The organism is Kitasatospora sp. NPDC048722 (assembly GCF_040650235.1).
In the GTDB taxonomy this organism is placed as follows: Bacteria; Actinomycetota; Actinomycetes; order Streptomycetales; family Streptomycetaceae; genus Kitasatospora.
This window is the reverse complement of the sequence record NZ_JBEZGX010000054.1, coordinates 1-25,806: the sequence shown is the minus strand read 5'-3', so window position 1 is coordinate 25,806 and position 25,806 is coordinate 1. Positions and strand designations below refer to the sequence as shown.

Sequence of the window (25,806 nt, the reverse complement as noted above, 5' to 3'; positions counted from 1 at the left end):
CCCGCCGGAAAGCTCCGACGGGGGTTTCGGTTCGAGAAGGGGGCGTCAGCCGACGAACACCGCCACGGGCTTCGCCTGCCCGCCCTGCTCCTCGACCAGCGCCAGGAAGCGGCCGTCCGGCCCGAACACGGCGATCGGCCCGTCCACGCCCATCCCGGGCGCCTTGAGCCGGGCACCGTGCGACAGCTTCTCGGCCTGCGGGGCGTCGAGGTCCCAACGCGGGAAGGCGGCCGCCGCCGCGTCGGCGATCGGCATCACGTCCAGCCCCGCGGAGCCGCCGGTGACCGCGGCCTCCAACTGCTCCAGGGTCCGCGCCGACTCCACCGAGTACGGCCCCACCCTGGTGCGCCGCAGCGCGGTCAGGTGCCCGCCGACGCCGAGCCCGGCGCCGAGGTCCCGGGCCAGCGCCCGGATGTAGGTGCCGGAGGAGCACTCGACGGTCACGTCCAGGTCGATCACCGGCGTGCCGTCCTCGGCGACCGCCGCGCGCTGGTCGTGCACGGTGAAGGAGTGGATCGTCGTCGGCCGGGCCGCGAGCTCGAACTCCTCGCCCTCGCGCACGCGCGCGTACGACCGCTTGCCGTCGATCTTGATCGCGCTGACCTTGGACGGCACCTGCATGATCTCGCCGGTCAGCGCCGCGATCCCGGTGTCGATCGCCGCCCGCTCCACCCCGTCCGCCGGGGTGGAGGAGGTGACCTCGCCCTCCCGGTCGTCGGTGATCGTGGTCTGGCCGAGGCGGATCGTCGCCTCGTACGTCTTGGCGGTGAGCATCAGGTGGCCGAGCAGCCGGGTGGCCCGCTCGACCCCGATCACCAGCACGCCGGTGGCCATCGGGTCGAGCGTGCCGGCGTGGCCGACCTTCCGCGTCCCGGCCAGCCACCGCAGCTTGGCGACCACCCCGTGCGAGGTGATGCCCTCCGGCTTGTCGACGATCACCAGGCCGTCCGGGCCGGTGCCTTTGCGCTTCATCGGGTTCTTTCTCTAAGACAACGGTCACAGCATGATCACACGCGGGGCGTTCAGCGCATCGGCCGCAGCGCGTCCCGGAACCGCCCGACCACGGCGGCCACGTCCGCCCGGGCGCTGAACCCGGCCGCGTAGACGTGCCCCCCGCCGCCGAGTTCGGCGCAGGCCGCGGCGACGTCCACGGCGCCCTTGGAGCGCGAGGAGCCGCGCAGCGTCCCGTCCGGGTCCTGCTTGAGCACCAGCGCCACCTCGGCCTCGGCCGGGCGGCGCAGGATGTCGATGAGCCCCTCGATCTCCTCGATCGTGACGCTGAACAGCACGAGGTCCTGGTAGGGCACCCAGGTCCACACCAGTCCCAGTCCGCCCGCGGCGTCCGGCTCGTAGACCGCCCGGTCGAGGGCGCCCGCGAGCACCTTGAGGTAGCCGAAGGAGGAGGTGTCCCACAACTGCCGGGAGATCAGGTCGTGCCGGATGCCGGTGGCCAGCAGCCGCCCGGCGAGTTCGTGGGTGGCGGGCGTGGTGGCGCGGTACTTGAACGAGCCGGTGTCGGTGGCGACCCCGGTGTAGAGGCAGGTGGCCAGGTCCTGGTCGAGCTCGACGCCGAGCCGCCGCAGCAGCTCGTCGACCAGCACGGCGGTGGCCGGCGCGGTCGGGTCGATCAGCTGGTGGGTGCCGAAGCCCGGGTTGGAGGCGTGGTGGTCGAGGACCACCAGCACGGGCGCGGCGAAGGCCTTGGCGTGCAGCAGGCCGAGCCGGCTCTCGGCGGCCACGTCGAAGCAGAGCACCAGCTCGGGGGTGTCCGGCACCTCGGCGGCCGGCACGATCAGCTCCTGGCCCGGCAGGAACGCGAGCGACTCGGGCACCACCTGCGGATCGTCACCGAAGGAGACCCGCACCTCGTGACCGAGCCCGCGCAGTGCCAGCCCCGCCGCCAGGGCGGAGCCCAGGGCGTCGCCGTCCGGGCAGATGTGGCAGATCACGTCGATCGTGCGTGCCTGCCCGATCTCGGCCACCACGGCCTGCCAGACCAGCTCGAAGCCGCTCTCCTCGGCCCGCGGCCCGGGGAGCACCGAACCCTGGAGCGCGGAGCCAGGGAGCGCCGATCCCGGAAGCACCGCGAGGGCACCCTCCACCGCGCTGGTGGAGGACGCCCCCGTGGTCGAACCGGCCGCCGAACCGGCCTGCGCCGGCTCACCCGCCATGACTACTCGTCCTCGTCGTCACGCTCGGACGCCGGGACCTTGTACGGGTCCGCGTCGCCGGCGTAGGTCGCGCCCGCGGCCTGCGTGCGCACGGCCGCGTCGGAGGTGCGGGCCCGGTCGAGCAGGTCGTCGATGTTCCGGGCGTTCTCCGGCAGGGCGTCCGCGACGAAGGTCAGCGACGGGGTGAAGCGCACCCCGGTCTGCTTGCCGACCTCCGAACGGAGCACGCCCTTGGCGCTCTCCAGCGCGGCCGCGGTGGCCTCGCGCTCGGTCTCGTCACCGAAGACGGTGTAGAAGACGGTGGCCTCGCGCAGGTCGCCGGTCACCCGGGTGTCGGTGATGGTCACGAACCCGAGCCTCGGGTCCTTGATCCGCCGCTCCAGGGTCTGGGCGACGACCACCTGGATGCGGTCGGCGAGCTTGCGCGCCCTTGCGGTGTCGGTCACGTTGCCTCCTCGTGCAATGGGCCCGGTACCCGGGCGAGCTGCCTGCCCGTCGGGGCCCACGCCCCAAAGTACCGGCCCGCGCCCGGCCTTGCGGGCGCTCTGGGTCCTGATCTGTGTGAGAACGGCGACTTCCGCCGGCGCGCTCCACAGGGGTCATTCGTCGTCGTCGTTGTGGTAGCGCCTCCTCGCGGCGAGGAGCTGCACCTCGGGGCGGCCGGCGACCAACCGCTCACAGCTGTCCAGGATCTCGGTGACGTACCCGGCTTCGCCGGACACCACCGCCAGACCGATCTCGGCCCGGCGGTGCAGATCCTGGTTCCCGGTCTCGGCAGCGCACACGCTGTACTTGCGCTGCAGTTCGGCCACGATGGGCCGCACGATCGAACGCTTCTCCTTGAGCGAGTGGACGTCGCCCAGCAGCAGGTCGAAGGTGAGTGTTCCCACGAACATGTGTGACAGGTCTCGCCGACCTGGAAGGCCTCGGGGGGACAGCCCGGACTCGGGCTGACACCGCGTCTGTTGACTACCCCGGACCCTACACAGCGAGACCGGGGCCGGTCGACGGAAATACCACCCGTCGACCGGCCCCGGTGACCAGCGACTACGCGCGCGGCTTCTCGCGCATCTCGTAGGTCTCGATGATGTCCTCGACCTTGATGTCGTTGAACGACCCCAGGGTCACACCGGCCTCGAAGCCCTCGCGGACCTCGGTCGCGTCGTCCTTGAAGCGGCGCAGACCCTCGATCGAGAGGTTCTCCGCCACGACCTTGCCGTCGCGCAGCAGGCGGGCCTTGGCGTTGCGGCGGATGATGCCGTCGCGGACCAGGACACCGGCGATGTTGCCGAACTTGGAGGAGCGGAAGACCTCGCGGATCTCCGCGGCGCCGAGGCGCACCTCCTCGTACTCCGGCTTGAGCATGCCCTTGAGGGCGTTCTCGATCTCCTCGATCGCCTGGTAGATGACCGAGTAGTACCGGACGTCCACGCCTTCCTTCTCGGCGGCGGCACGCGCACGGCCTTCGGCGCGCACGTTGAAGCCGAGGATGATGGCGTCCGAGCCCATCGCCAGGTCCACGTCGGACTCGGTGATGGCACCCACACCGCGGTGCAGGACGCGGAGCTCGACCTCCTCGCCCACGTCGAGCTTGACGAGGGCGTCCTCGAGGGCCTCGACCGAACCGGAGACGTCACCCTTGATGATGAGGTTGAGCTGCTCGATGGAGCCGGCGGCGATGGCCTTGTCCAGGTCCTCCAGGGACACCCGGACCCGACGCTGCGCGAAGGCGGCGTTGCGGTCGCGGGCCGAGCGCTTCTCGGCGATCTGGCGCGCGGTGCGGTCCTCGTCGACGACGATGAAGCTGTCGCCGGCGCGGGGCACCGAGGTGAGACCGAGCAGCAGCACCGGGCGGGACGGACCGGCCTCGGTGAGGTTGTTGCCGTTCTCGTCCAGCATCGCGCGGACGCGGCCGTAGGCGTCGCCCACGACGATCGAGTCGCCGACGCGGAGCGTACCGCGCTGGACGAGCACGGTCGCCATGGCGCCGCGGCCCTTGTCGAGGTGGGCCTCGATCGCAATACCCTGCGCGTCCTGGTCGGGGTTGGCCCGCAGGTCGAGCGAGGCGTCGGCGGTCAGGACCACGGCCTCGAGCAGCTGCTCGATGTTCAGGCCCTGGCGCGCGGAGATGTCGACGAACATGGTGTCGCCGCCGTACTCCTCGGCCACCAGACCGAACTCGGTCAGCTGACCGCGGACCTTGGTCGGGTCGGCGCCCTCGACGTCGATCTTGTTGACGGCGACCACGATCGGCACGCCCGCGGCCTTGGCGTGGTTGAGCGCCTCGACCGTCTGCGGCATGACACCGTCGTTGGCCGCGACCACCAGGATCGCGATGTCGGTGGACTTGGCACCACGGGCACGCATGGCGGAGAACGCCTCGTGACCCGGGGTGTCGAGGAAGGTGATCGGACGCTGCTCGCCGTTCACCTCGGTGACGACCTGGTAGGCACCGATGTGCTGGGTGATGCCACCGGCCTCGCCGGCCATGACGTTCGCCTTGCGGATGGCGTCCAGCAGGCGGGTCTTACCGTGGTCGACGTGACCCATGACGGTGACGACCGGCGGGCGCGGGGCCAGCTGGTCCTCGTCGCCCTCGTCGGCGCCGAAGTCGATGTCGAACGACTCCAGCAGCTCGCGGTCCTCGTCGTCCCGGCTGACGATCTCCAGCTGGAAGCCCATCTCGCCGGCCAGCAGCTCGAGGGTCGCGTCGGAGACCGACTGGGTCGCGGTGACCATCTCACCGAGGTTGAACATGACGGAGACGAGCGCGGCCGGGTTGGCGTTGATCTTCTCCGCGAAGTCCATCAGCGAGGCGCCGCTGGACAGGCGGACGGTCTGACCGTTGCCGCGGGGCAGCATCACACCGCCGACGGACGGGGCCTGCATGGCCTCGTACTCCTGGCGCTTCGCCCGCTTCGACTTGCGGCCACGGGCCGGACGGCCACCGGGGCCACGGCCGAAGGCACCCTGCGTGCCACCACGGGCACCCGGGCCACCGGGACGACCGCCGAAACCACCCGGACGGGCGCCGCCGAAGCCGCCACCGCCACCACCGGGGGCACCGCCACCCGGACGCGGGCCGCCGAAGCCGCCGCCACCGGCCGGACGCGAGCCCGGACCGGCCGGACGGCCCTGGAAGCCGGGACGGGCGCCGCCGGCACCCGGACCACCCGGACGGCCGCCGGGGCCACCGGGGCCACGGCCGCCGGGGCCCGGACGCGGGCCCGGAGCCGGACGCTGCGGCATCATGCCCGGGTTCGGGCGCGGCATGCCGGACGGGCTCGGCGCACCGGGGCGCGGACCGACCGGACGGGGCATGCCGTCGGGACGCGGACGGTCGCCACCGGGACGCGGCGCACCGGCACCCGGGGCACCGGCCGGACGCGGACGGTCGCCACCGGGACGCGGGCGGTCGCCGCCCTGCGCACCCGGGGCACCCGGACGGCCGCCCGGCGCGCCGGGACGGCGGTCGCCGGGGCGGGCCATGCCGGTGGCGCTGCCCGAGGTGAACGGGTTGTTGCCCGGACGCGGGCCGGCCGGACGCGGGCCCGGACGGGCGCCGCCGGAGGCCTGGGCCGCCGGACGCGGGGCCTGGGCGGCCGGACGCGGGGCGTCACCGGCCGGAGCCGGCGAGGAGAACTCGGCCGCGGGCGCGGCCGGGGCCGCCGGAGCGGCGGGACGTGCGGCCGGGCGCGGACCCGGAGTCGGCGCGCCCGCCGGCTTCGGGGCCGTGGGGGCGGCCGGGGCGGCGGGAGCCGATCCGGCGGCCTGGCCTGCGGCCGGGGTGGGACGGGGACCAGGGGTCGCGCTCGGGCGCGGCCCCGGGGTCGGGGCACCCGGCTTGGGGGCCCCGGAGGGAGAGGGCGCCGCGGACTTCCGCGGGCCCGGCTTGGCAGCGCCACCACCGGTGGGGGCCACACCAAGCGCGTCAGTCAGCTTGCGCACGACCGGCGCCTCGATCGTCGAGGACGCCGAACGGACAAACTCGCCGAGCTCGGTCAGCTTGGCCATGACGGCCTTGCTCTCCAAGCCAAGCTCCTTGGCGAGTTCGTAAACCCGGACCTTAGCCACTTCACTCCTGTCTATGAGTCCGGGGTGTCTCGTCCGCCGGACCGTCGCTACTTCATGGGCGTACCCATCGCGTACTCATCGCGTACTCATCGAGTGCTCATCGCAATCTCGACCTACTTCCACATCGCGAGGTACCTGACTGGTGGCACGACGCGCGGCTGCCCGCCCGCCGTGCTTGTTGCGGTGGTTCTCCGTAGCGGGGGGCCCTGGAGAATCAGGACTCCGGGTTGCCGCCCGCCCGCTCCTCGATGAACCCGCGGAGCCGCTCCGTGTCGAGCGTGCCCTGGAGCCGGAAGGCCCGGGGGAACGCCCGGCGGCGGACCGCGAGGTCGAGGCAGGCCGGAGCGGGGTGCAGGTGTGCGCCCCGGCCCGGCAGTGCACCACGGGGATCGGGGACGCAGACGCCCTCGACCGCCGTGACACGCAACAGCTGGTGCTTGGCCGCGCGCTTGCGGCAGCCCACGCAGGTGCGTTCCGGGCGTGCTCGGACATGCGTCCGGCCAGACGAAGGCAAGTCTACCCCTCCGAAGGGACATGGCGCCGCCCCGCCAGTCCCGGAGGACCGGCGGGGGCGCCCACTACAACACTGACTACCGCTCCGCGGATTCCTGGCCGGCGTCCTCGGTGTCCGGCCGGATGTCGATCCGCCACCCGGTCAGACGGGCGGCGAGGCGGGCGTTCTGGCCCTCCTTGCCGATCGCCAGCGACAGCTGGTAGTCCGGCACGATCACCCGGGCGGAGCGCTGGACGGCGTCGACGATCTCCACGCTGGTCACCCGCGCGGGGGACAGCGCGGCGGCGACCATCTCGCGGGGGTCCTCCGACCAGTCCACGATGTCGATCTTCTCGCCGTGCAGCTCGCCCATCACGGCGCGCACGCGGGCGCCCATCGGGCCGATGCAGGCGCCCTTGGCGTTCAGTCCGGCACGCCGCGACCACACCGCGATCTTGGTGCGGTGGCCGGCCTCACGGGCGATCGCCGCGATCTCCACGCTGCCGTCCGCGATCTCCGGGACCTCCAGCGCGAACAGCTTCTTCACCAGGCTCGGGTGCGTGCGCGACAGCGTCACCGACGCCCCGCGGACACCGCGGCGCACGGCCACGACGTAGCACTTCAGCCGGGTGCCGTGCCGGTAGTCCTCGCCGGGGACCTGCTCCTGCGGCGGCAGGATGGCCTCCAGCTTGCCGATGTCGACCAGCACGTTCTTCGGGTCGTTGCCCTGCTGGACGACACCGGTGACGATGTCGCCCTCCTTGCCCGCGTACTCGCCGAAGGTCTGGTCGTCGGCGGCGTCGCGCAGGCGCTGCATCATCACCTGGATGCCGATGCTGGACGCGATCCGGCCGAAACCGTTCGGGGTGTCGTCGAACTCCTTGGGCTCGACGCCCTCGTCCAGCTCCGCCGGGTCCTCCATCGCCCACACGGTGACGTGCCCGGACTTGCGGTCCAGGTGCACCCGGGCCCGGCGGCGCGAGCCCTCGGTGCGGTGGTACGCGGTGAGGAGGGCCGACTCGATCGACTCGACCAGCAGGTCGAAGGGGATGTTCTTCTCGTTGACCAGCGTGCGCAGGGCACTCATGTCGATGTCCACGGCTACGCCTCCTCGTCTTTCGTCACGTTCATCATGGTCCAGTGCGTGCGGCCGTCACTCCGCACCGTCGTCCCCCTCGTCGAGGAGCTCTTCGTCCTTGCGGTTGAACTCGACCTGGACGCGCGCCCGGGCCACCTCGGAGTACTCCAGGCGGCGCTCCTTCGCACGGCCGCGGCCCTTCACCGGCTGCACCTCGACCAGTGCGCCGTCCTCGTCCGCCTCCAGCACCCGCGCGACGACCTCCCCGCCGTCGATCAGGTGGATCTTGGCCAGCCGGCCCTCGGCGCGCTGCCAGTGCCGGGGCAGCGCCAGCGGACGCTCGGCACCGGGGGATCCGACCTCCAGCAGGTACGCGCCGTCGCCCATCACGTCCGACTCGTCCAGGGCCTCGCCGACCACGCGGCTGAAGTCGGCGATGGTGTCCATGTCCACGCCGTCGTCGGTGTCGACGTCGATCTGCACCTGGCGGCGACTGCCGGCCTGGGTGACCCTGACGTCCTCGAGGTCCAGGCCCGCCTGGGCGGCCAGCGGCTCCAGCAACGCGCGCAGCCGGTCGTTGGTGGTGGTGCTCATCCGGGTGGACTCCTCGGCCGCGTCTGCTGTTGTCAGAAGGTCGCTCCGCGTCCCGACGGGTCACGGCAGCTCGGCCCAAAGCCTAGCCGGTGATGCCGCGAACCACCGATTCCGGACCACACCGCCCGGGCCGCCCGCCACCCACTGCGAGCAAGGTCACACCCGCCCCCGGCCCTCCTCCCACCCCGGATCCGAGCCGAAATCGTGGGGATTCTGTAATCATTCACGCCTACGAGGGCAGGCGGGGAGGCCGTCCTCCCCTACACGCCCCGGAGTGACACGCATGCAGCCGCCCAGCCGACGGACCTTCCTGGCCCTCGGGCTGCTCCTCACCGCCACCGCCTGCACCACCGGCCCCGACCGGGGGGCACCCGCCGAGGCCCGTCGGCCCGACCCGGACGAGCCCCTCCGCAGGCGCGCCGTGACCGCCACCGATGCGCTGCTCGCGGCCTACGACGCCCTGCCGACGGCCCAGCTCGGGCCCCTGCGCGCAGAGGTGGCGGAGCACCGGGCGGCGCTGGCGCGAACCCTCACGCCTTCGACACCGCCCGCACCCTCCGCCACCACACCGGGCGCCACCGCGCCTGCCCCCACGGCCACCGCGTCCCCCGTCACCACCACCGCCGAGCTGGCCGCCCTCGAACGCCGGACCGCCCAGGCCCACCTGGCCGACCTGGGTGCCGCGTCCCCGCAACTCGCCCGGCTCCTGGCCTCCGTCGCCGCGTCGGCCGCCGTGCACGCCACCGCGCTCGGCGACACCACCCCCCCGGCCGCGCCGGACTCCTCGCCCTCCGCGACCCCGAGCGCGGCGCTCACCCCCGAGGCCGTCACCGCGTTCCAGGGCGCCCTGAACGCCGAACACGCCGCCATCTACGGCTACGGCGTCGTCGGCGCGAAGCTCCCCGACGACCAGCAACGCGCCGACGCGCGAACGGCCTACGCCGACCACCAGGCCCGCCGGGACGCGTGGCAGCGCCTCCTCACCGGCGTGGGGGCGACCCCGGGCGCGGCCGCCGCCGGCTACCAACTGCCGTTCGCCGTCACCGACGCGGCCGCGGCCACCCGCCTCGCCGCCCACATCGAGACCCGGCTCACCACGGTCTACGCCGACCTGGTCGCCGCCGTCCCCGCCCAGCAGCGCACCGCCGCGGCCGACGCGCTGCGCGAGGCCGCCCTCCACGCCCGCCGCTGGGGCGCGCCCCGGCGCGCGTTCCCGGGCATCGACGACCAGGCCACCGCGTCGCCGACCCCGGCCCCGGCCCCGACCCCGGCCCCGACCCCGTCCGCGACGTCCTGAGCCCGGCGCCCTCCGCGCGACACTGACCTGCGCTTTCGCCCCCATCACCGACAATGGACGGGTAGCACCACGGGGGAACACCAACCGGAAGGCCGGCATGTCGGGAGCAGCAGCACAGATCACCGTGCCGGCACGGCTGGCGCGCAGCATCGCCGCGAGCCCGGGCGGCGACGCGGCCGGGGACTGGCTGGCGCGCCTCCCGGAGCGGGTGGCCGCCCACCTGGACCACTGGAACCTCACCCTGGAGCGCGTCCTCGACCCGGGTGGCAGCCTGAGCCTCGTCGTCTACGTCCACCGCGACGACCTCTCCCCCGCCGTGCTCAAGGTCGGCCTGGTCACCCCGGAGACGGCCACCGAGCACGCCGCACTGACCGAATGGGCCGGCCGCGGCGCCGTCCTCCTCCTGGACGCCGTCCCCGCCGAGGGGGTCCTGCTCCTGGAGCGCCTGCACGGCGACATCCCCCTGCGGTCGCTCGCCGAGCCCAAGGCCATGCTGGAGGCGACCAGCCTCCTGCACCGTCTCTGGGTGCCGCTGCCCGCGGAGCACGCCTACCCCACCCTCGCCGACCGCGTCGCCGCCGGGGCCCCCGCCGTCGCGCCCCCGCCCGAGGCGGCCGCCCTCGTCGCCGAGGCCCTGGAGACCGGAACCGCCCTCGCGGCCTCCGCCACCGAGAGGTTCCTGCTGCACGGCGACTTCCACCACGGCAACGTCCTCGCCGCCGACCGCGCCCCCTGGCTGGCGATCGACCCCCGCCCCCTCGCCGGGGAGCGCGCCTACGACCTGGCCCGCCTCGTCCTGGACCGCGCGGACACCGTGGTCGGCTCGGCCGGTGCGCCCGGCGTGATCCGCAGGCGGCTCCACCAGCTCTCCGAGGCCCTGGAGGTGGACCAGGAACGCCTGCGCGGCTGGACGCTCCACCGCGCCGTCGACCTCGGCCTGCGCGCCCTCGCCGCGCAGCACCGGGAGGACGCCGAGCTCTACCTGGAGTTCGCCGGCGCGCTCTGAACCGCGCCCGCGCCGGGCCGCCGCAGCGGCAGCGGGGCCCCCATCACCGCGTACAGCCGGTCCGTGGCCGGGAAGCGCACGGCGCGCGCGAGGTCCTGGTACCCCAGGGAGCGGTACAGCCGCCGGGCCGGCGTCTCGGCGTCGATCGCCGACAGGATGCTCCGGTCGAGGCCCGAGCCCTCGCACAGTCCCCGGATCAGCCGCGAACCGATGCCCCGGCCCTGCCACTCGGGCAGCACGTGCAGCTCGGTGATGGCGAACACCCCGTCCAGCCAGTCGCCGTGCCCGCGGGATACCAGGTAGGGCTCGATGACGGTGCTCCACCAGTGCTCGCGCCGGTTGGGCATCCCGTACCCGAAGCCGACGAGCCGCCCGCCGCTCATCGCGCCGAGGGCGATCACCCCGGGCTGCTGGGCGTGCCGGCCGACGATGTGCAGCCGGACGGCGACCTCCTCGGGCGTCAGCCCGAACGCCACGGCCTGGACGTCGAGCGCCTGCGGCGCCCAGGCCGCGAGGTCGATGGCCTCGATCGTCACCCCGGTCAGCTGATCCATGCCCCGGACGTTACTACCCGCGCCGCGCCGACGCGGGCGGTGCCGCAGATCAGCACCGCCGACCCGGCCGAGCCGCCGGAGGAATCCCCCTGGGGAGGCCCCACTTGAGAACAACGGGCGCGCCCGCTAGAAGAGCACGCTCATGAACGCCCCGACCTCGCGGAAGCCCACGCGCCGATAGGCGGCCCGGGCGCGCACGTTGAAGTCGTTGACGTAGAGCGAGACCACCGGGGCGACCTCCCGCAGCGCGATGTCCAGCACCGCCGCCATCCCGGTCTCCGACAGCCCCCGTCCCCGGTGCTCCGGCGCGACCCACACCCCCTGGATCTGGCACGCCCCTTCGGTCACCGCGCCGATCTCGGCCTTGAAGACAACCTCGCCGCCGTCCCCGAACCGCGCGAACGCCCGTCCCGTGGAGACGAGTTCGGCGACCCGGGCCTGGTACAGCAGCCCGCCGTCCCCGGCCAGCGGCGACACCCCGACCTCCTCGGTGAACATCGCCACGCAGGCCGGCATCAGCGCCTCGACCTCGTTCCGCCGCACCCGCCGGACCAGCGGGTCGGGGGCGATCTCCGCCGAGGACACGGTCGTGGCCATCAGCGGCTGGTGGGCGCGCACGTCCCGGGCCGGTCCCCAACTCCGTTCCAGGAGCGCCCAGAAGGCCGCCGTCGGTCCGGCCGGACCGACGATCGAGGAGCACCGGCGCCCCTGGCGCCGCGCCCGCTCCGCGAAGGCCTGGACCGCCGGAGGGCCGGCGTTGACCAGGACCAGGTTGGCCCCGGCGTAGCAGAGCGCGTCGAGGACGCCGTCCTCGTCGTACCAGCCCCACATCTCGCCGCCGAGCCGCCAGGGGTCGAGGCCGACCGACTCGACGCGGGTGGCGACGAACGCGTTGGCGACCGGGTCCCGGTGGAGGACCTCCAGGGCCTCGGCGAGGTCGGGCGGCTCCAGCACGCGGGTGGTGGCCAGGGCGCGGGCGGCCTGGAACGAGCTGGGGAGCATCACACCTCGATCGAGCATCGAGACAGCACCTCACTGAGACGACTCTGGCCGCACCCTACTCCGTGGCCCCACCCGGCTACGGCCGCGGGGCCGTCCGCGAACGGACGGCCCCGCTTCCGGAAAGACAGAACAGCGCTCCGCAGGGACCCGGGACGGACGACCGCGCGGGGCCGCGGGGGAACTACGCCCCGGTCACTCGCCGGCGACGACCGTCGGCGACCCGGCCTCGACGCCCTCGGCCTGCATCTGCTCGGCGAGCTTGAGCGCCTCCTCGATGAGGGTCTCGACGATCTTCGACTCCGGGACGGTCTTGATGACCTCGCCCTTGACGAAGATCTGGCCCTTGCCATTGCCGGAGGCGACCCCGAGGTCGGCCTCGCGGGCCTCGCCCGGACCGTTCACGACGCAGCCCATGACCGCGACGCGCAGCGGCACCTCCATGCCCTCCAGGCCGGCGGTGACCTCCTCGGCGAGCTTGTAGACGTCCACCTGGGCGCGGCCGCAGGACGGGCAGGAGACGATCTCCAGGCCGCGCTGGCGCAGGCCGAGCGACTCCAGGATCTGGTTGCCGACCTTGATCTCCTCGGCCGGCGGGGCCGACAGCGAGACCCGGATGGTGTCGCCGATGCCCTCGGAGAGCAGCGCGCCGAAGGCGACCGCGGACTTGATGGTGCCCTGGAAGGCCGGCCCGGCCTCGGTGACGCCGAGGTGCAGCGGGTAGTCGCAGGCCGCCGCGAGCTGGCGGTAGGCCTGGATCATCACGACCGGGTCGTTGTGCTTGACCGAGATCTTGATGTCGCGGAAGTCGTGCTCCTCGAACAGCGAGCACTCCCACAGCGCGGACTCCACCAGCGCCTCGGGGGTGGCCCGGCCGTACTTCTCCAGCAGGCGCTTGTCGAGCGAACCGGCGTTGACGCCGATCCGGATCGGCACGCCCGCGTCCTTGGCGGCCTTGGCGATCTCGCCGACCTTGTCGTCGAAGGCCTTGATGTTGCCCGGGTTGACGCGCACCGCGGCGCAGCCGGCGTCGATCGCGGCGAACACGTACTTCGGCTGGAAGTGGATGTCGGCGATGACCGGGATCTGCGACTTCTTCGCGATGATCGGCAGCGCGTCGGCGTCGTCCTGGGACGGGACGGCGACCCGGACGATCTGGCAGCCGGAGGCGGTGAGCTGCGCGATCTGCTGCAGCGTGGCGTTGATGTCCGAGGTCACGGTGGTGGTCATCGACTGCACCGAGACGGGGGCGTCACCGCCGACCGGAACGTTGCCGACCATGATCTGCCGGGATACTCGGCGCTTGGCGAGCGGCTTGAGCGGCAGGGACGGAATACCGAGCGAGATCGCGGTCATGTGCGCAGGGTTCCCCAGGGTGGAGGTGTGGTCGACCGCCCGGCCGAAGGAAACGGCCGGGGCCGGGCGCGCCACGATCGCGCACCCGGCCCCCACGGTACGGCACGGGGGTGGAGCCGGGCACACCCGCCGTACCCGGACGCACTAGCTGATCTTGACCGGGTTCACCAGGTCGGCCACCAGGACCAGCAGGGTGAACCCGATGAAGATGCTGGCCACCACGTACGCCAGGGGCATCAGCTTGGCGACGTCGAACGGACCCGGGTCGGGCCGCTTGAACAGCTGTGCGAAGCGGCGCCGGACCGATTCCCAGACGGCGCCCGCGACGTGGCCGCCGTCGAGCGGCAGCAGCGGCAGCATGTTGAACAGGAACAGCGACAGGTTGATGCCGGCCAGCAGGTTCACGAAGAACGCGATCCGCTGGGTGCCGGGGATGTCGAGCGAGAAGACCTCGCCGCTCACCCTGGCCGCGCCGACCATCCCGATCGGCGAGTCCGGGTCGCGGGGGGCGTCGCCGACGACGGCGTTCCACAGCCCGGGGATCTTGCCCGGCAGGGCGACCAGGGACTTCACCCCGTTCTCGGCCATGTCCGTCATCCGTCCGAGCGACTGCCCGAAACCGAGCTGGACGACGCCACTCGCCGGGGTGAATCCGAGGAACCCGGCCTGGACGGTCTGTCCCTTGACCGGGATGTCGTTCGCGTCGTACTTCTGGACGTCGTTGACCGCGATCGTCGGGGTGAGGGTCAGCTGCTGCCCACCCCGGTCGACCACCACCGGCACGGTCTTCCCGGCCGACTTGCGGATGTCCGCCTGGAGCTGGTCGTAGGTGCGGATGCGGTCCCCGTCGAAGGAGAGGATCCGGTCCCCGGCCTTCAGCCCCGCCGTCGCGGCGGGGGTCTGCGGGGCGCCCGCCGGGCAGGCGTCGGTGGGCTGGCCCGCCTTGACGATGCACTGGGCGACGGTGCTCACCGTCGGCACGTTCATGGAGACGCCGAAGCCCATCATGACCGTCAGGAAGAGCCCGAACGCCAGGATCAGGTTCATGAACGGCCCGGCGAACATGACGATGACGCGCTTCCACGGCTTGCGGGTGTAGAAGAGCCGGTGCTCGTCACCCTCCTGGAGCTCCTCGTAGGAGGCCTCCCGGGCGTCCTCGATCATGCTCCGCCAGGGCGAGCTGCTCCGCTTGGTGATCCGCCCGTCGTCGCCCGGCGGGAACATCCCGATCATCCGGATGTACCCGCCGAACGGGATCGCCTTGATGCCGTACTCGGTCTCGCCCTTGCGACGCGACCACAGGGTCGGGCCGAAGCCGACCATGTACTGCGGCACCCGGATGCCGAACAGCTTGGCCGTGGAGAGGTGGCCGAGTTCGTGCCAGGCGATCGATACGAGCAGCCCGAACACGAAGACCAGGATGCCGACCACCGTCAAAACCGCTGCCACCGCAACTCCTCCGTCATGCCGCTCCGCTCATCGTCTCGTCCTACCGCGACCGGAGCCACGGTTCAACCGCCGCGGCCGACCGGGCCGACCGGATCCCGTCCGGCCCGATCAGTCGGTCGGTCAGCCCGCCGCCAGCTCGCGGGCCCGGGCTCGGGCCCAGTCCTCCGCGTGCAGGACGTCCTCGACGGTCAGGGAAGTTCCCGCCGCAGGGGTGCCGTGCTCGGCCACGACCTTGGCAACAGTGTCCACGATTCCCGTGAAGGCGAGCCGGCCCTTCAGGAAGGCCTCCACGCACTCCTCGTTCGCCGCGTTGAACACCGCCGGCACCGTGCCGCCCAGCGAACCCACCTCGCGGGCCAGCTCGACCGCCGGGAACGCGTCGTTGTCCAGCGGGAAGAACTCCCAGGTCGCGGCCTTGGTCCAGTCGCAGCCCGGCGCGGCGTCCGGCACCCGGTCCGGCCAGCCCAGACCCAGCGCGATCGGCATCCGCATGTCCGGCGGGCTGGCCTGCGCCAGCGTCGAACCGTCGGTGAACTCCACCATCGAGTGCACCACCGACTGCGGATGGACCACGACCTCGATCCGCTCGAACGGCACGTCGTACAGCAGGTGCGCCTCGATCACCTCCAGGCCCTTGTTGACCAGGGTGGCCGAGTTGATCGTGACGACCGGGCCCATCGCCCAGGTCGGGTGCGCCAGCGCGTCCTGCGGCGTCACCCCGGCCAGCTGCTCCCGGCTCCGGGTGCGGAACGGTCCGCCGCTCGCCGTCACCACCAGCTTGCGGACCTCGGCCCGGGTGCCGCCGGCCAGCGCCTGGAACAGCGCCGCGTGCTCGGAGTCCACCGGCACGATCTGGCCCGGCCTCGCCACCGCCTTCACCAGCGGACCGCCGACGATCAGCGACTCCTTGTTCGCCAGCACCAGCACCCGGCCCGCCTTCAGCGCGGCCAGCGTCGGCCGCAGCCCGATCGACCCGGTGATGCCGTTCAGCACCGAGTGGCACTCCATCGCGGCCAGCTCGGTCGCCGCGTCCGGGCCCACCAGCACGGCCGGCAGCGCACGGCCCGCCGCCTTCGCCGCCAGCGCCTCGCGCAGCGCCGGCTCCGCCGCCGGATCGGCGACCGCCACGGTGTGCACGCCCAGCTCCAGCGCCTGCTCGGCGAGCAGCTCCACCCGGCCGCCGGCCGCAGACAGGGCGACCACCCGGAACCGGTCCGGGTTGCGGAGCACCACGTCGATGGCCTGGGTGCCGATCGACCCGGTGGAACCGAGGATCACCAGCTCCCGGGGGCCGGACGGGTCCTGCACGGTGGGCGTGAAACGCAGCTGTGGGTGGGCGAGCGAAGTCATGCGCCCATTGTGTCCTGCCCGGCGCCCTCCTCGTGCCCGCCCCGGGGCGTCCGCCACGCAGCGCGCTCCGCACGACGGGGACGCGCGCCGCGGTTACCGTCGGAGCCATGCGTACCGTCATCGCCGGGGGCCACGGCCAGATCGCGCTCGCCCTCGAACGGCTGCTCGCCGCCCGCGGCGACCGCCCGGCCGGAATCATCCGCCGCCCCGAACAGGCCCAGGACCTCGTGGCCGCCGGCGCCGAGCCGCTGCTGCTCGACCTGGAGGCCGCCACCGCCCCGCAGCTCGCCGCCCTGCTCGACGGCGCCGACGCCGTGGTCTTCGCCGCCGGCGCCGGACCGGGCAGCGGCGCCGAGCGCAAGAACACCGTCGACCGCGACGCCGCCGTGCTGCTCGCCGACGCGGCCGAACTCGCCGGCGTCCGCCGCTACCTCATGGTCTCCTCCATGGGCGCCGACGCCCACGCCCACCACCCCGCCGACGAGGTCTTCGAGACCTACCTGCGCGCCAAGGGCGCCGCCGACGACGCCGTCCGGGCCCGCACCTCCCTCGACTGGACGGTGCTGCGCCCCGGCCGGCTCACCGACGGCCCCGGCACCGGCCTGGTCCGGCTCGCCCCCGAGACCGGGCGCGGCGCGGTGGACCGGGCCGACGTGGCCGCCGTCCTCGCCGCCCTGCTGCGCGAACCCGGCACCGCCGGGCAGACCCTCGAACTCGTCGCCGGCAACGCCACGGTCGACGAGGCCGTGGCCGCCGCCGCCGGACACGACGGCTGACCCGCCCCCGGACGTGCGGAGGGCCCGGTTCGAGTGAACCGGGCCCTCCGCACGTCCGTCGTCCTCGCCGACCGGGCTTACAGGTCGAGGCCCGTCAGGACCATGACCTTCTCGACGGTGTAGTCGTCCATCGCGTACTTGACGCCCTCACGGCCGACGCCCGAGTCCTTGACGCCGCCGTACGGCATCTGGTCGGCGCGGTAGGACGGCGCGTCGCCGATGATGACACCGCCGACCTCCAGCTCCCGGTGGGCGCGGAAGGCGGTCTGCAGGTCGTGCGTGAACACGCCCGCCTGCAGGCCGAACGGCGAGTCGTTGACGGCCGCGAAAGCCTCGTCGGTGCCGTCCACCCGGTGCAGCGACATGACCGGGCCGAACACCTCGGCCTCGGCCAGGATCGCGTCGCCCGGCAGGTCCGCCAGCACGGTCGGGGCGTAGGTCGCGCCCTCGCGCGTCCCGCCGACCAGCACCTTGGCGCCCTTGGCGACCGCGTCGTCCACCCAGGACTCCACGCGCTTCGCGGCGTTCTCGTCCACCAGCGGGCCGACGTCCGTCGCGTCCTCGTTGGGGTCGCCGGTGACCTGGTCCTTCACCTTGGCGACGACCTTCTCCACCAGCGCGTCGTACACCGACGCGTCGGCGATCACCCGCTGCACCGAGATGCAGGACTGGCCGCCCTGGTAGTTGGCGAACATCGCGATCCGGGTCGCCGCCCAGTCCAGGTCCGCGTCCGAGGACCAGTCGGCGAGCACCACGGCCGCGGCGTTGCCGCCCAGCTCCAGGGTGCAGTGCTTGCGCGGCACCGAGTCCATGATCTGGTAGCCGACCTTGTCCGACCCGGTGAAGGAGATCACCGGCAGGCGCTCGTCCCGCACCAGCGCGGGCATGCGGTCGTTGGGCACCGTCAGGATGCTCCACGAACCGGTCGGCAGGTCGGTCTCGGCCAGGATCTCGCCCAGCACCATCGCCGACAGCGGGGTCGCCGGGGCCGGCTTCAGGATGATCGGGGCGCCGACCGCGATCGCCGGGGCGACCTTGTGGGCGACCAGGTTCAGCGGGAAGTTGAACGGGGCGATGCCGAGCACCACACCGCGCGGGAAGCGGCGCACCAGCGCGAAGCGGCCCACGCCGCCCGGGTCGGTGTCCAGCCGCATCGTCTCGCCGTTGGTGCGGCGGGCCTCCTCGGCGGCCCAGCGGAAGACGGAGACGGCACGGCCGACCTCACCGCGGGCCCACTTGATCGGCTTGCCGTTCTCGGCGGTGATCAGCCGGGCGATCTCCTCGGTGCGCTCGGCCAGCCGCTTGGCCACGTGGTCCAGCGCGGCGGCGCGCACGTGCGCCGGGGTGGCGGCGAACACCGGCAGGGCCGCGACGGCGGCGTCCAGCGCCTCGTCGACCTGGGCCTCGGTCGGGACGCTCACCCGGCCGACCAGACGGCCGTCCCAGCTGTTGCGCACCTCGAAGTCGGCGTCACCGCTCGCCCGGCGGCCGGCGAGCCAGAAATCGTACGTGGTGGTCACCGTGGTACCGGCCCTCTCCTCGTCGTCGTCGGACCCACGAACATGAGCCCGAACCCGAGGGTAGGTGCGCGGACGCGACAACCGGATTGGCCACCGAGGAGCGTTCGGCCCGGGGGGTACTCCATCCCGTCCAGACGTTCGAGGCGGGCCCGGCGGACGATGGTTTGCCCGCCACGCTCCGCCCGCTACTCCTCGCCGGAGCGCAACGCCAGCCACAGCTCCATGCGGACGTCCGTGTCGTCCAGCGAACGCCCGAGCAACTCCTCGACCCGGCGCATCCGGTACCGCAGGGTGTGCCGGTGCACGCCCAGATCGGCCGCCGCCGCGTCCCACTGCCCGTGCCGGGACAGCCACGCCCGCAGCGAGGCCACCAGGTCACCACGGGCCGTCCGGTCGTGCTCGCGCAGCGGCCGCAGCAGCCCCTCCGCGAACGCCGTCACCGCGTCCTCGCCCAGCAGCGGCAGCAGCGACCCCGCACCGACCTCCTCGTGGTCCACCGACCGCCGGCCACCCCGCAGCGCCACCGCCAGCGCCCGCTCGGCCTGCGCGTGCGCCGTACCCGCCTCCTCCAGCACGGCCGGCGCCGAGACGCCCAGCGACAGGCTCTCGTGCTCCTCGACGACACCCAGGCACGCCCGGTGCACCGCGCCGTTGTCCAGCGCCAGCACCATCAGCCGCGGCCCGTGCGTCCCGTCCTCCCGCGAGACCAGCAGCTTCTCGCCCACCCGGGAACCCGCCTGCTCCGCCCGGTCCCCCAACTCGACCAGCGCGTCCGCGGCGTCCGCGTTCGGCCCGGCCCCGGCCACCAGGACCCGTATCGTCCCCTCCGGCAGACCCCCGAACAGCCCCACAGCCACCTGCCGGGCCGTCGCCACCTCGCCCGCCAGCACCATCCGCAGCAGCGCCGCGCCCATCCGCTCCTCCGCCTGCCGCAGCTCGCGCGAGCGCTCCAGGGTGAGGGTCAGCAGCGCCACCGCCGCGTTCAGCACGTACCGCTCGGTCGGCGTGATCCGGTCCTCGGTCCCGACCGCCAGGAAGCCCCGGGCCCGCCGGTCCGCCCCCAGCGACTGGACCACCACGTAGTCCTCGTCCGCCGTGTCTATCCCCGGCGAACGCCCCTGCAGCGCCGCGCTCGACGGCGCCGGGCGCCGCCGCAGCCGGTCCACCTCCGCCGCCAGCCGCCCCGCGCGGCGCGCCGCCCAGTCCGGCGCCACCACCGACAGCGCGCCCGACCCGTCGTACAGCGCCGCCCAGCCCCCCAGCCGCGCCGCCAGCCGGCGCACCACGGCCGTCGTCCCGTCCTTGCCGAGCGCGGCCCGGGTCAGCTCCTCCTGCGCCTCGAAGCTCGTCGTCACCGCTTCGTACTGCTCCGCGGCCAGCGCCGCCGACACCACCTTGCTGATCGCGATGAACGGAGTCGGCTCCGGCACCCGCAACAACGGCAGCCCGCGCTGCGCCGCCGCCTCCACCAGCGGCTGCGGCACCTCCGTGTGCGACAGCCCCACCCCCAGCCCGAGCCCCACCACCCCGGCATCGGCCAGCCGGTGCACGTACGCCTGCAACTGCGCGGCCGTGCGGCCCAGCTTGATCCCGGTGGTGAGCAGCAGCTCGCCACCCTCCAGGAAGGGCGTCGGGTCGTCCAGCTCACTGGTGTGCACCCAGCGGACCGGCCGCTCCAGGTGGTCCGCACCGGCGAGGACCGTCAGGTGGAGCGAACTGTTGCGGACGACGGAGGCGAGTGTGGGAGGCATGGCACCTTCGGGGGAACGACCCGACCGCGCCGTTGCGGCCGGGCGAGGAGAGGGCAGTGGATCTGATGAGGGGCTCTCCCCTTCATTATGGACGCTCCGGACAACCGGCACTGCCGAATCCACCTCGGAGGCGACTTCCGACGCCTGTCCGCGTCAGCCCAGGCTCAGCCCAGGCTCAGCCCCGGCTCAGCCCCGAAGATCGACCAGGAGCGGCGGAACCTGCTCCCCCGACACCGCCGTCAACGACACCACCGCGTGCCCCGCCGGCAACGCGTGCGCCAGATCCGACGGCGACCACCGCAACCGCTCCACATCCCGCGTCGTCACCGACTCCGTCTGCGCCGTCGTCCCCGACAACGCCTTCCGCCCCAACCGCCCGACCCGCCGCACCACCCCACCGGAGGTGTCGGGGGTGTGCGTCACCGCCGTCTCCTGCACCAGGTGCGTGCCCCAGGCCTCCGAGAACAGCCGGCCGTCCCAGGGCGCGATCCCCGGGAACGCCATCCGGCAGCCGACCGCGCCGAACAGCGGCGCGCGCAGCGCCTCCGGCAGGTCCACCAGCGTCCGCAGCATCAGCACCGCACCCGCGTTCGCCCCCCGCATGCGCTGCACCCCGCGCACGGTCGCCGCGTCCAACGCCGCCGAGGCGTCGTCCACGACGAGACCGGCGAACAGCGAACGGTCCTCCCGCGCTCCGGCCGCCTGCACGAACTGGCCCACCACCAGCCGGGACAGCATCCGGGCCGCCTCCGGGTGGCTCCGCTCGGGCAGCTTCACCCGCACCCGGAGCGGGTGGTCGAGCACCCGCATCGCGAACGGCGGGCGACCGGTGCCGTCCGTCGCGAAGGCGCCCTCGAAGGCCGGTCGGTCCAGCAGCGCCAGCCGGTCCGCCAGCAGCGCCCCGGGATCGTCCGCCCGGCCGCGCTGACGCTCCCGGTGGTCCAGGTCCCGCTCGTACGCGGCCAGCCGGCCTGCCACGCCCAGCGCCTTCACCAGCGCCGCCAGGGCATCCGGTTCGCCGCCCAACAGCGCCCGCAGCTCGCGGACCCCCGGGTACCGGCGGTGCGCGGCGTGGAACGGACCCACCACCTGCTGGAGCGCCGTCCGGGCACTCTCGGCGCGGGCCGTCAGCTCGTCCGGCAGCAGGGCCTCGGCCAGCCTGGCCGCCGCCTCGTCCGGATCCTGCGCGGCGCCGTACAGGTCGAGGCCGTAGACGGACGACGGGTCGCCGGGCGCGATCACCACGTCGTACCAGCCGTCCGGCCCCAGGTCCGCGTCCGCCGCCCCGATCACCACCGCACACGCCGTCCCGGCGAGCGCCTGCAGGCACAGCGCCTCCGCCACCGGCCGGGCCAGCCGCGCGGTCTTCCCCGTCCCGGCCGGGCCCACCGCCAGCAACGAGGTGCCGAGGACCGCCGGATCCAGCGCGAACCCCGCCGCACGATGCGACAGCGGGTTCTTCGGAACGTCCTGCGTGACACCCAGGCACACCTGACCGAGCAGCAGGTCGTGCCGCTCGGCGCGGCCGGGCAGCTCGCGCACCTCCGACGGATGGGCGAACGCCGCGGCACCGCGCGCGCCCACCTGCTCCACGAACGCGGGGACGAACACCGGATCGGCCTGCGCCGACTCCCACGCCTGCTGGATGCGCACGTAGTCGACGTCGCTGACAGCCTCGCCCTCCAGGCGCCCCGCCGCCGCGGCCGCCCCGCCCTCCCGCAGCCCCGCCCACGGATCCAGCCGCCGCGCCGCCTCCACCGCTACCCGGCTCTCCTCGGCCCGCTCCTCCTGCGTCACCGTCCGCGACAGCAACGGCGCCGCGTACCGCCGCCACACCTCGGGCCAGCGGCCCATCCGGCCGAAGACCTTGATGACGGCTGCTGCCACCAGAACGTTGACGGACACCCCCACCACGGTCACTGCCGTTTCGGTGGGGTGCTCAACCCACACGGTCATGACAATTAGGCGAAGCACCAGTTGGGTGCCGTAAAGAAAAGCCAGCCACCCCACCACCCCGTTGAGCCCCGCCCGCAGCAGCAGTGGCCAGGCCGCCACGGTCGCCGCCTCCGCCCGTTCCGGGTCGATCTGGCGGTAGCCCAGCCGGTAGATGCCCGGTTCGGCGGACGGGCGCGGGGCGGAGGCCCAGGTGGCGAGGTCGAAGGCGGGGGTGGCGGCGGGACGGCTGCCGGGGCGCTGGTGGGGCATGGTGGGTGGGGGTGTGGTGGTGCGGTCGCCGTGGTGGTGTGCCCCGTCCTGTGCCATGTGTACGGCCCCGCTCCCTCGCCCGCCCGGCCCGACCGCCGTCGGTGCCGCCATACCCATGCCGCCGCACCGGCGACACGCCCGCGCTCAATGTAGTGGAGCGGGGCCTGCGGGTAGTCGTGCCACCCACGCTGGCCGTGCCGGACAAGTCGGACGGCGCAGTGCTACCGAGTGGCGCATGCCCGGTCCCCGGGAGCGGCCGTAGCCTGCGAAGCACCGAGCCTAGAAGTCTGGAGAACCCCATGAGCGCCGCAACGCCGCTCCCGCAGGAGCGCCGCCTGGTCACCGCGATCCCCGGTCCGAAGTCGCAGGAGCTGCAGGCCCGCAAGCTGGGCGCGGTGGCCGCGGGCGTCGGCACGACCCTGCCGGTGTACGTGTCCCGCGCCAACGGCGGCGTGCTGGAGGACGTGGACGGCAACTCGCTGATCGACTTCGGTTCCGGCATCGCCGTGACCAACGTCGGCAACAGCGCCGAGGCCGTGGTGGCGAAGGCGAGCGAGCAGCTGGCCGCGTTCACGCACACCTGTTTCATGGTGACCCCGTACGAGGGCTACGTGGCGGTCGCCGAGCAGCTGAACGAGCTGACCCCGGGCGACCACGACAAGCGCACCGCGCTGTTCAACTCGGGCGCCGAGGCGGTCGAGAACGCGGTGAAGATCGCCCGCGCCTACACCAAGCGCACCGCCGTCGTGGTGTTCGACCACGGCTACCACGGCCGCACCAACCTCACCATGGGCCTGACGGCGAAGAACATGCCGTACAAGCAGGGCTTCGGCCCGTTCGCCCCGGAGATCTACCGCGTGCCGGTGGCCTACCCGTACCGCTGGCTGACCGGTGCGGAGAACTGCGCCGCCGAGGCCGCCGCGCAGGCGATCGACGTGATCAACAAGCAGATCGGCGCGGAGAACGTCGCCGCGATCATCATCGAGCCGATCCAGGGCGAGGGCGGCTTCATCGAGCCGGCCAAGGGCTTCCTGCCGGCGATCGTGGAGTACGCGAAGGCGAACGGCATCGTGTTCGTCGCCGACGAGATCCAGACCGGCTTCTGCCGCACCGGCCAGTGGTTCGCGTGCGAGGACGAGGGCGTCGTCCCGGACCTGATCACCACCGCGAAGGGCATCGCCGGCGGCCTGCCGCTGGCCGCGGTGACCGGCCGCGCCGAGATCATGGACGCCGCGCACGCGGGCGGACTGGGCGGCACCTACGGCGGCAACCCGGTGGCCTGCGCCGCCGCGCTGGGCGCCATCGAGACCATGAAGGAGCAGAACCTCAACGGCAAGGCGCAGCGGATCGGCGAGGTCATGCTGGGCCGCCTGCGGGCGATGCAGGAGAAGTACGACATCATCGGCGAGGTCCGCGGCCGCGGCGCCATGATCGCCATCGAGCTGGTGAAGGCGGGCGGCAAGGAGCCGAACGCCGAGGCCACCGCGGCGATCGCCAAGGCCTGCCACGCCGAGGGCCTGGTGGTGCTGACCGCCGGCACCTACGGCAACGTGCTGCGCTTCCTGCCGCCGCTGGTCATCCCTGAGCACCTCCTGAACGAGGGCCTGGACATCCTGGAGGGCGCGTTCGCCGGCGTCTGACGCGGTGAACGCCCCACCGGGCGACGTACCCCCGCCGGAGGGTTGTCCGGACAGCGCTGAACGGCCCGCGGGGACCTGTACCAGGTCTCCGCGGGCCGTTCGGTTTCCGCGTGGTGGCGCCCCGGATGAGGCTTCCTCATGGAGAAGCGCGGGCCGGTCGTTCACAGGGTCGGAGGGTTGCCCGGTGGGCGGTGAAGATGATGTGCGGAATCACTGAAGGCGCTCGGCGTGGAAGGACCGTTGACGTAGTGTCATCGCAGATGGACAGCGAGCCCCAGCCATTGGCGGAGCCGTCCGCGGAGCCGCCGTTCGAGACGGGTCCGCACCCGGACGACCGCGAGGACAACCAGGCCGCCCCGCACGGGGCGGTGCACACCGAAGGCCGATCGACCGACCGTCCGACCCACACCCCCCGGGGCGCACGGAACGGCGATCATCCAAGCCGCCCCGGAGCTCTCCCCCCTGCTCCGGGGCGGCTGTTCGACGTCCTGGACCGGGCGGCGGCCTCACCGCTGGTGCCGCTCGTCGCGGCGGTCCTGCTGGTGCTGGTGTCGTGGCAGGTGGCGGCGGACGGGCCGCTGCTCGGGCTGGACCGGTGGGTCGAGCACGGTGTCGCGACCGCCCACCACGCCCTGCACAGCCCGTTCCTGAACCGCGTCGGCCACGGCCTGGCGGACCTGGGCAGCACCGTGCCCGCGATCCCGGCCCTGCTGGCCGGGGGCGGGATCGCCGCATGGCGCTCGCGCCGGGCGGGCGTGGCCCGCTGGTGGCCGCCGATGCCGGTGGCGGTGCTCACGGCTGGGCTGATCCCGCTGCTCGTGGTCCCGGCCAAGGCCGTGTTCGCCCGGCCGGGTCCGCTCGGCGACCCGCTGCTGCCGGGCCAGTGGGGCTGGTACCCGTCGGGGCACACCGCCACCGCGACGCTGTCGTACGGGGTCGCGGTGCTGCTGCTCGCCCGGACGACCGGGGTGCGCGTCGCGCGCGGGCTGCGGGCGGCGGCGGCACTGCTGGCGGCTGGGGTCGGAGCGGGGCTGGTGTGGAGCGACTTCCACTGGGCGCTGGACGTGGTGGCCAGCTGGGGCCTGGCCGTCCTGGTGCTGTGGACGCTCGCCCGCCGGCTGCCCCGGCCCGGCCCGGTGGATCCGGCCTAGGTGTACTGACCACGGAGGTTGGTGACGCGGTTCACGGTCGGGTGATCTTGAAATGAGTGAGGGCCTTCTGGCTCGGTGTGGATTGCGACATCTGCACCTACGACCAGAAAGGCCCTCATGCCACACCGTAACGCACCGCTGACCGAGACCGGACGACTGCGCCTGGCTCGCTGTGTGGTCGAGGACGGCTGGCCGCTGCGGCGGGCCGCCGAACGCTTCCAGGTCTCGGCGACCACGGCCAAGCGCCGGGCGGACCGCTATCGCACGCTGGGCGAAGCCGGCATGGGTGACCTCTCCAGCCGCCCGCACCGCAGCCCGAGCCGACTGCCGACCCGCACCGAG

The 25,806-nt window shown here is 73.4% G+C and carries 22 protein-coding genes; 6 read left to right on the top strand and 16 right to left on the bottom strand.

Annotation, left to right across the window (positions count from 1 at the left end):
- Window positions 1–45: 45 nt before the first annotated feature.
- The 8 genes from truB to rimP form a co-directional block, all read right to left on the bottom strand.
- On the bottom strand, window positions 46–972 hold the full coding sequence (truB, locus tag AB0C76_RS31465; protein WP_359972113.1) for a tRNA pseudouridine(55) synthase TruB: 927 nt from the start codon (window positions 970–972) through the stop codon (window positions 46–48).
- Window positions 973–1,022: 50 nt separating this feature from the next.
- A complete protein-coding gene (locus tag AB0C76_RS31460; protein ID WP_359972111.1) occupies window positions 1,023–2,171 on the bottom strand; it encodes a bifunctional oligoribonuclease/PAP phosphatase NrnA in 1,149 nt (382 codons plus the stop codon).
- Between the two features lie 2 nt (window positions 2,172–2,173).
- Entirely contained in the window at window positions 2,174–2,617 is a 444-nt protein-coding gene (rbfA, locus tag AB0C76_RS31455; RefSeq protein ID WP_359972109.1) for a 30S ribosome-binding factor RbfA, read from the bottom strand.
- 153 nt (window positions 2,618–2,770) lie between these two features.
- Window positions 2,771–3,067 (bottom strand): DUF503 domain-containing protein, encoded by a 297-nt coding sequence (locus tag AB0C76_RS31450; protein ID WP_359972107.1) that lies wholly within the window; start codon window positions 3,065–3,067, stop codon window positions 2,771–2,773.
- 151 nt (window positions 3,068–3,218) lie between these two features.
- The gene (gene infB / locus AB0C76_RS31445; protein WP_359972105.1) at window positions 3,219–6,245 is read right to left on the bottom strand and encodes a translation initiation factor IF-2; all 3,027 of its coding nucleotides are present in this window, start codon (window positions 6,243–6,245) and stop codon (window positions 3,219–3,221) included.
- A gap of 214 nt (window positions 6,246–6,459) precedes the next feature.
- Entirely contained in the window at window positions 6,460–6,708 is a 249-nt protein-coding gene (locus AB0C76_RS31440) for a YlxR family protein (RefSeq protein ID WP_359972103.1), read from the bottom strand.
- A gap of 127 nt (window positions 6,709–6,835) precedes the next feature.
- Entirely contained in the window at window positions 6,836–7,837 is a 1,002-nt protein-coding gene (nusA, locus tag AB0C76_RS31435; RefSeq protein ID WP_359972101.1) for a transcription termination factor NusA, read from the bottom strand.
- A gap of 54 nt (window positions 7,838–7,891) precedes the next feature.
- Entirely contained in the window at window positions 7,892–8,410 is a 519-nt protein-coding gene (gene rimP / locus AB0C76_RS31430; protein ID WP_359972099.1) for a ribosome maturation factor RimP, read from the bottom strand.
- Between the two features lie 283 nt (window positions 8,411–8,693).
- On the opposite strand from rimP, the gene AB0C76_RS31425 reads away from it, so the two are divergent.
- Window positions 8,694–9,707: a ferritin-like domain-containing protein gene (locus AB0C76_RS31425; protein ID WP_359972097.1), complete on the top strand. Its 1,014-nt coding sequence runs from the start codon at window positions 8,694–8,696 to the stop codon at window positions 9,705–9,707.
- 97 nt (window positions 9,708–9,804) lie between these two features.
- A complete protein-coding gene (locus AB0C76_RS31420) occupies window positions 9,805–10,713 on the top strand; it encodes an aminoglycoside phosphotransferase family protein (protein WP_359972095.1) in 909 nt (302 codons plus the stop codon).
- On the opposite strand, the gene AB0C76_RS31415 is transcribed toward AB0C76_RS31420, so the two are convergent.
- The 5 genes from AB0C76_RS31415 to dxr all read right to left on the bottom strand — a co-directional run bounded on the left by AB0C76_RS31415 (window position 10,686) and on the right by dxr (window position 16,421).
- On the bottom strand, window positions 10,686–11,267 hold the full coding sequence (locus AB0C76_RS31415; RefSeq protein WP_359972093.1) for a GNAT family N-acetyltransferase: 582 nt from the start codon (window positions 11,265–11,267) through the stop codon (window positions 10,686–10,688). The two genes, AB0C76_RS31420 and AB0C76_RS31415, sit on opposite strands and share 28 nt — an antisense overlap.
- A 126-nt stretch (window positions 11,268–11,393) precedes the next feature.
- Window positions 11,394–12,269 carry a GNAT family N-acetyltransferase gene (locus tag AB0C76_RS31410; RefSeq protein WP_359972155.1) on the bottom strand — a complete coding sequence of 292 codons (876 nt, stop codon included), beginning with the start codon at window positions 12,267–12,269 and terminating at the stop codon, window positions 11,394–11,396.
- 192 nt (window positions 12,270–12,461) lie between these two features.
- Window positions 12,462–13,622: a flavodoxin-dependent (E)-4-hydroxy-3-methylbut-2-enyl-diphosphate synthase gene (gene ispG, locus AB0C76_RS31405; protein ID WP_359972091.1), complete on the bottom strand. Its 1,161-nt coding sequence runs from the start codon at window positions 13,620–13,622 to the stop codon at window positions 12,462–12,464.
- Between the two features lie 144 nt (window positions 13,623–13,766).
- Window positions 13,767–15,071, bottom strand: coding sequence for a M50 family metallopeptidase (locus AB0C76_RS31400; RefSeq protein WP_359972089.1), 1,305 nt, complete (start codon window positions 15,069–15,071; stop codon window positions 13,767–13,769).
- Window positions 15,072–15,191: 120 nt separating this feature from the next.
- Entirely contained in the window at window positions 15,192–16,421 is a 1,230-nt protein-coding gene (gene dxr / locus AB0C76_RS31395; protein ID WP_359972088.1) for a 1-deoxy-D-xylulose-5-phosphate reductoisomerase, read from the bottom strand.
- A 107-nt stretch (window positions 16,422–16,528) separates the two neighbouring features.
- Here dxr and AB0C76_RS31390 point away from each other — a divergent pair, with 107 nt between their 5' ends.
- Entirely contained in the window at window positions 16,529–17,197 is a 669-nt protein-coding gene (locus tag AB0C76_RS31390) for an NAD(P)H-binding protein (RefSeq protein ID WP_359972086.1), read from the top strand.
- A 77-nt stretch (window positions 17,198–17,274) separates the two neighbouring features.
- Here AB0C76_RS31390 and AB0C76_RS31385 read toward each other — a convergent pair whose 3' ends face one another.
- The 3 genes from AB0C76_RS31385 to AB0C76_RS31375 form a co-directional block, all read right to left on the bottom strand.
- The gene (locus AB0C76_RS31385) at window positions 17,275–18,717 is read right to left on the bottom strand and encodes an aldehyde dehydrogenase family protein (protein WP_359972085.1); all 1,443 of its coding nucleotides are present in this window, start codon (window positions 18,715–18,717) and stop codon (window positions 17,275–17,277) included.
- A 185-nt stretch (window positions 18,718–18,902) separates the two neighbouring features.
- Window positions 18,903–20,468, bottom strand: a complete 1,566-nt coding sequence (locus tag AB0C76_RS31380; RefSeq protein ID WP_359972083.1) for a PucR family transcriptional regulator — start codon at window positions 20,466–20,468, stop codon at window positions 18,903–18,905.
- A 186-nt stretch (window positions 20,469–20,654) separates the two neighbouring features.
- Window positions 20,655–22,730 carry an ATP-binding protein gene (locus tag AB0C76_RS31375; RefSeq protein WP_359972081.1) on the bottom strand — a complete coding sequence of 692 codons (2,076 nt, stop codon included), beginning with the start codon at window positions 22,728–22,730 and terminating at the stop codon, window positions 20,655–20,657.
- 242 nt (window positions 22,731–22,972) lie between these two features.
- Between AB0C76_RS31375 and gabT the strand changes: the two genes are divergently transcribed.
- From gabT to AB0C76_RS31360, 3 genes are all read left to right on the top strand, one after another.
- Window positions 22,973–24,313, top strand: coding sequence for a 4-aminobutyrate--2-oxoglutarate transaminase (gene gabT, locus AB0C76_RS31370; protein ID WP_359972079.1), 1,341 nt, complete (start codon window positions 22,973–22,975; stop codon window positions 24,311–24,313).
- A gap of 260 nt (window positions 24,314–24,573) precedes the next feature.
- Complete coding sequence (locus AB0C76_RS31365) at window positions 24,574–25,464, top strand: phosphatase PAP2 family protein (protein WP_359972077.1); 891 nt, start codon at window positions 24,574–24,576, stop codon at window positions 25,462–25,464.
- A 117-nt stretch (window positions 25,465–25,581) separates the two neighbouring features.
- Window positions 25,582–25,806 (top strand): leucine zipper domain-containing protein (locus AB0C76_RS31360; RefSeq protein WP_359972075.1); only part of this gene is annotated, 225 nt, incomplete at its 3' end.

Bases quoted from the DNA above. Each gene is read 5' to 3' on its own strand.
- truB (WP_359972113.1), bottom strand. From the start codon at position 972: ATGAAGCGCAAAGGCACCGGCCCGGACGGCCTGGTGATCGTCGACAAG.
- AB0C76_RS31460 (WP_359972111.1), bottom strand. From the start codon at position 2,171: ATGGCGGGTGAGCCGGCGCAGGCCGGTTCGGCGGCCGGTTCGACCACG.
- AB0C76_RS31450 (WP_359972107.1), bottom strand. From the start codon at position 3,067: ATGTTCGTGGGAACACTCACCTTCGACCTGCTGCTGGGCGACGTCCAC.
- rimP (WP_359972099.1), bottom strand. From the start codon at position 8,410: ATGAGCACCACCACCAACGACCGGCTGCGCGCGTTGCTGGAGCCGCTG.
- AB0C76_RS31425 (WP_359972097.1), top strand. From the start codon at position 8,694: ATGCAGCCGCCCAGCCGACGGACCTTCCTGGCCCTCGGGCTGCTCCTC.
- AB0C76_RS31420 (WP_359972095.1), top strand. From the start codon at position 9,805: ATGTCGGGAGCAGCAGCACAGATCACCGTGCCGGCACGGCTGGCGCGC.
- AB0C76_RS31415 (WP_359972093.1), bottom strand. From the start codon at position 11,267: ATGGATCAGCTGACCGGGGTGACGATCGAGGCCATCGACCTCGCGGCC.
- AB0C76_RS31410 (WP_359972155.1), bottom strand. From the start codon at position 12,269: ATGCTCCCCAGCTCGTTCCAGGCCGCCCGCGCCCTGGCCACCACCCGC.
- ispG (WP_359972091.1), bottom strand. From the start codon at position 13,622: ATGACCGCGATCTCGCTCGGTATTCCGTCCCTGCCGCTCAAGCCGCTC.
- dxr (WP_359972088.1), bottom strand. From the start codon at position 16,421: ATGACTTCGCTCGCCCACCCACAGCTGCGTTTCACGCCCACCGTGCAG.
- AB0C76_RS31390 (WP_359972086.1), top strand. From the start codon at position 16,529: ATGCGTACCGTCATCGCCGGGGGCCACGGCCAGATCGCGCTCGCCCTC.
- AB0C76_RS31380 (WP_359972083.1), bottom strand. From the start codon at position 20,468: ATGCCTCCCACACTCGCCTCCGTCGTCCGCAACAGTTCGCTCCACCTG.
- AB0C76_RS31375 (WP_359972081.1), bottom strand. From the start codon at position 22,730: ATGGCACAGGACGGGGCACACCACCACGGCGACCGCACCACCACACCC.
- gabT (WP_359972079.1), top strand. From the start codon at position 22,973: ATGAGCGCCGCAACGCCGCTCCCGCAGGAGCGCCGCCTGGTCACCGCG.
- AB0C76_RS31365 (WP_359972077.1), top strand. From the start codon at position 24,574: ATGGACAGCGAGCCCCAGCCATTGGCGGAGCCGTCCGCGGAGCCGCCG.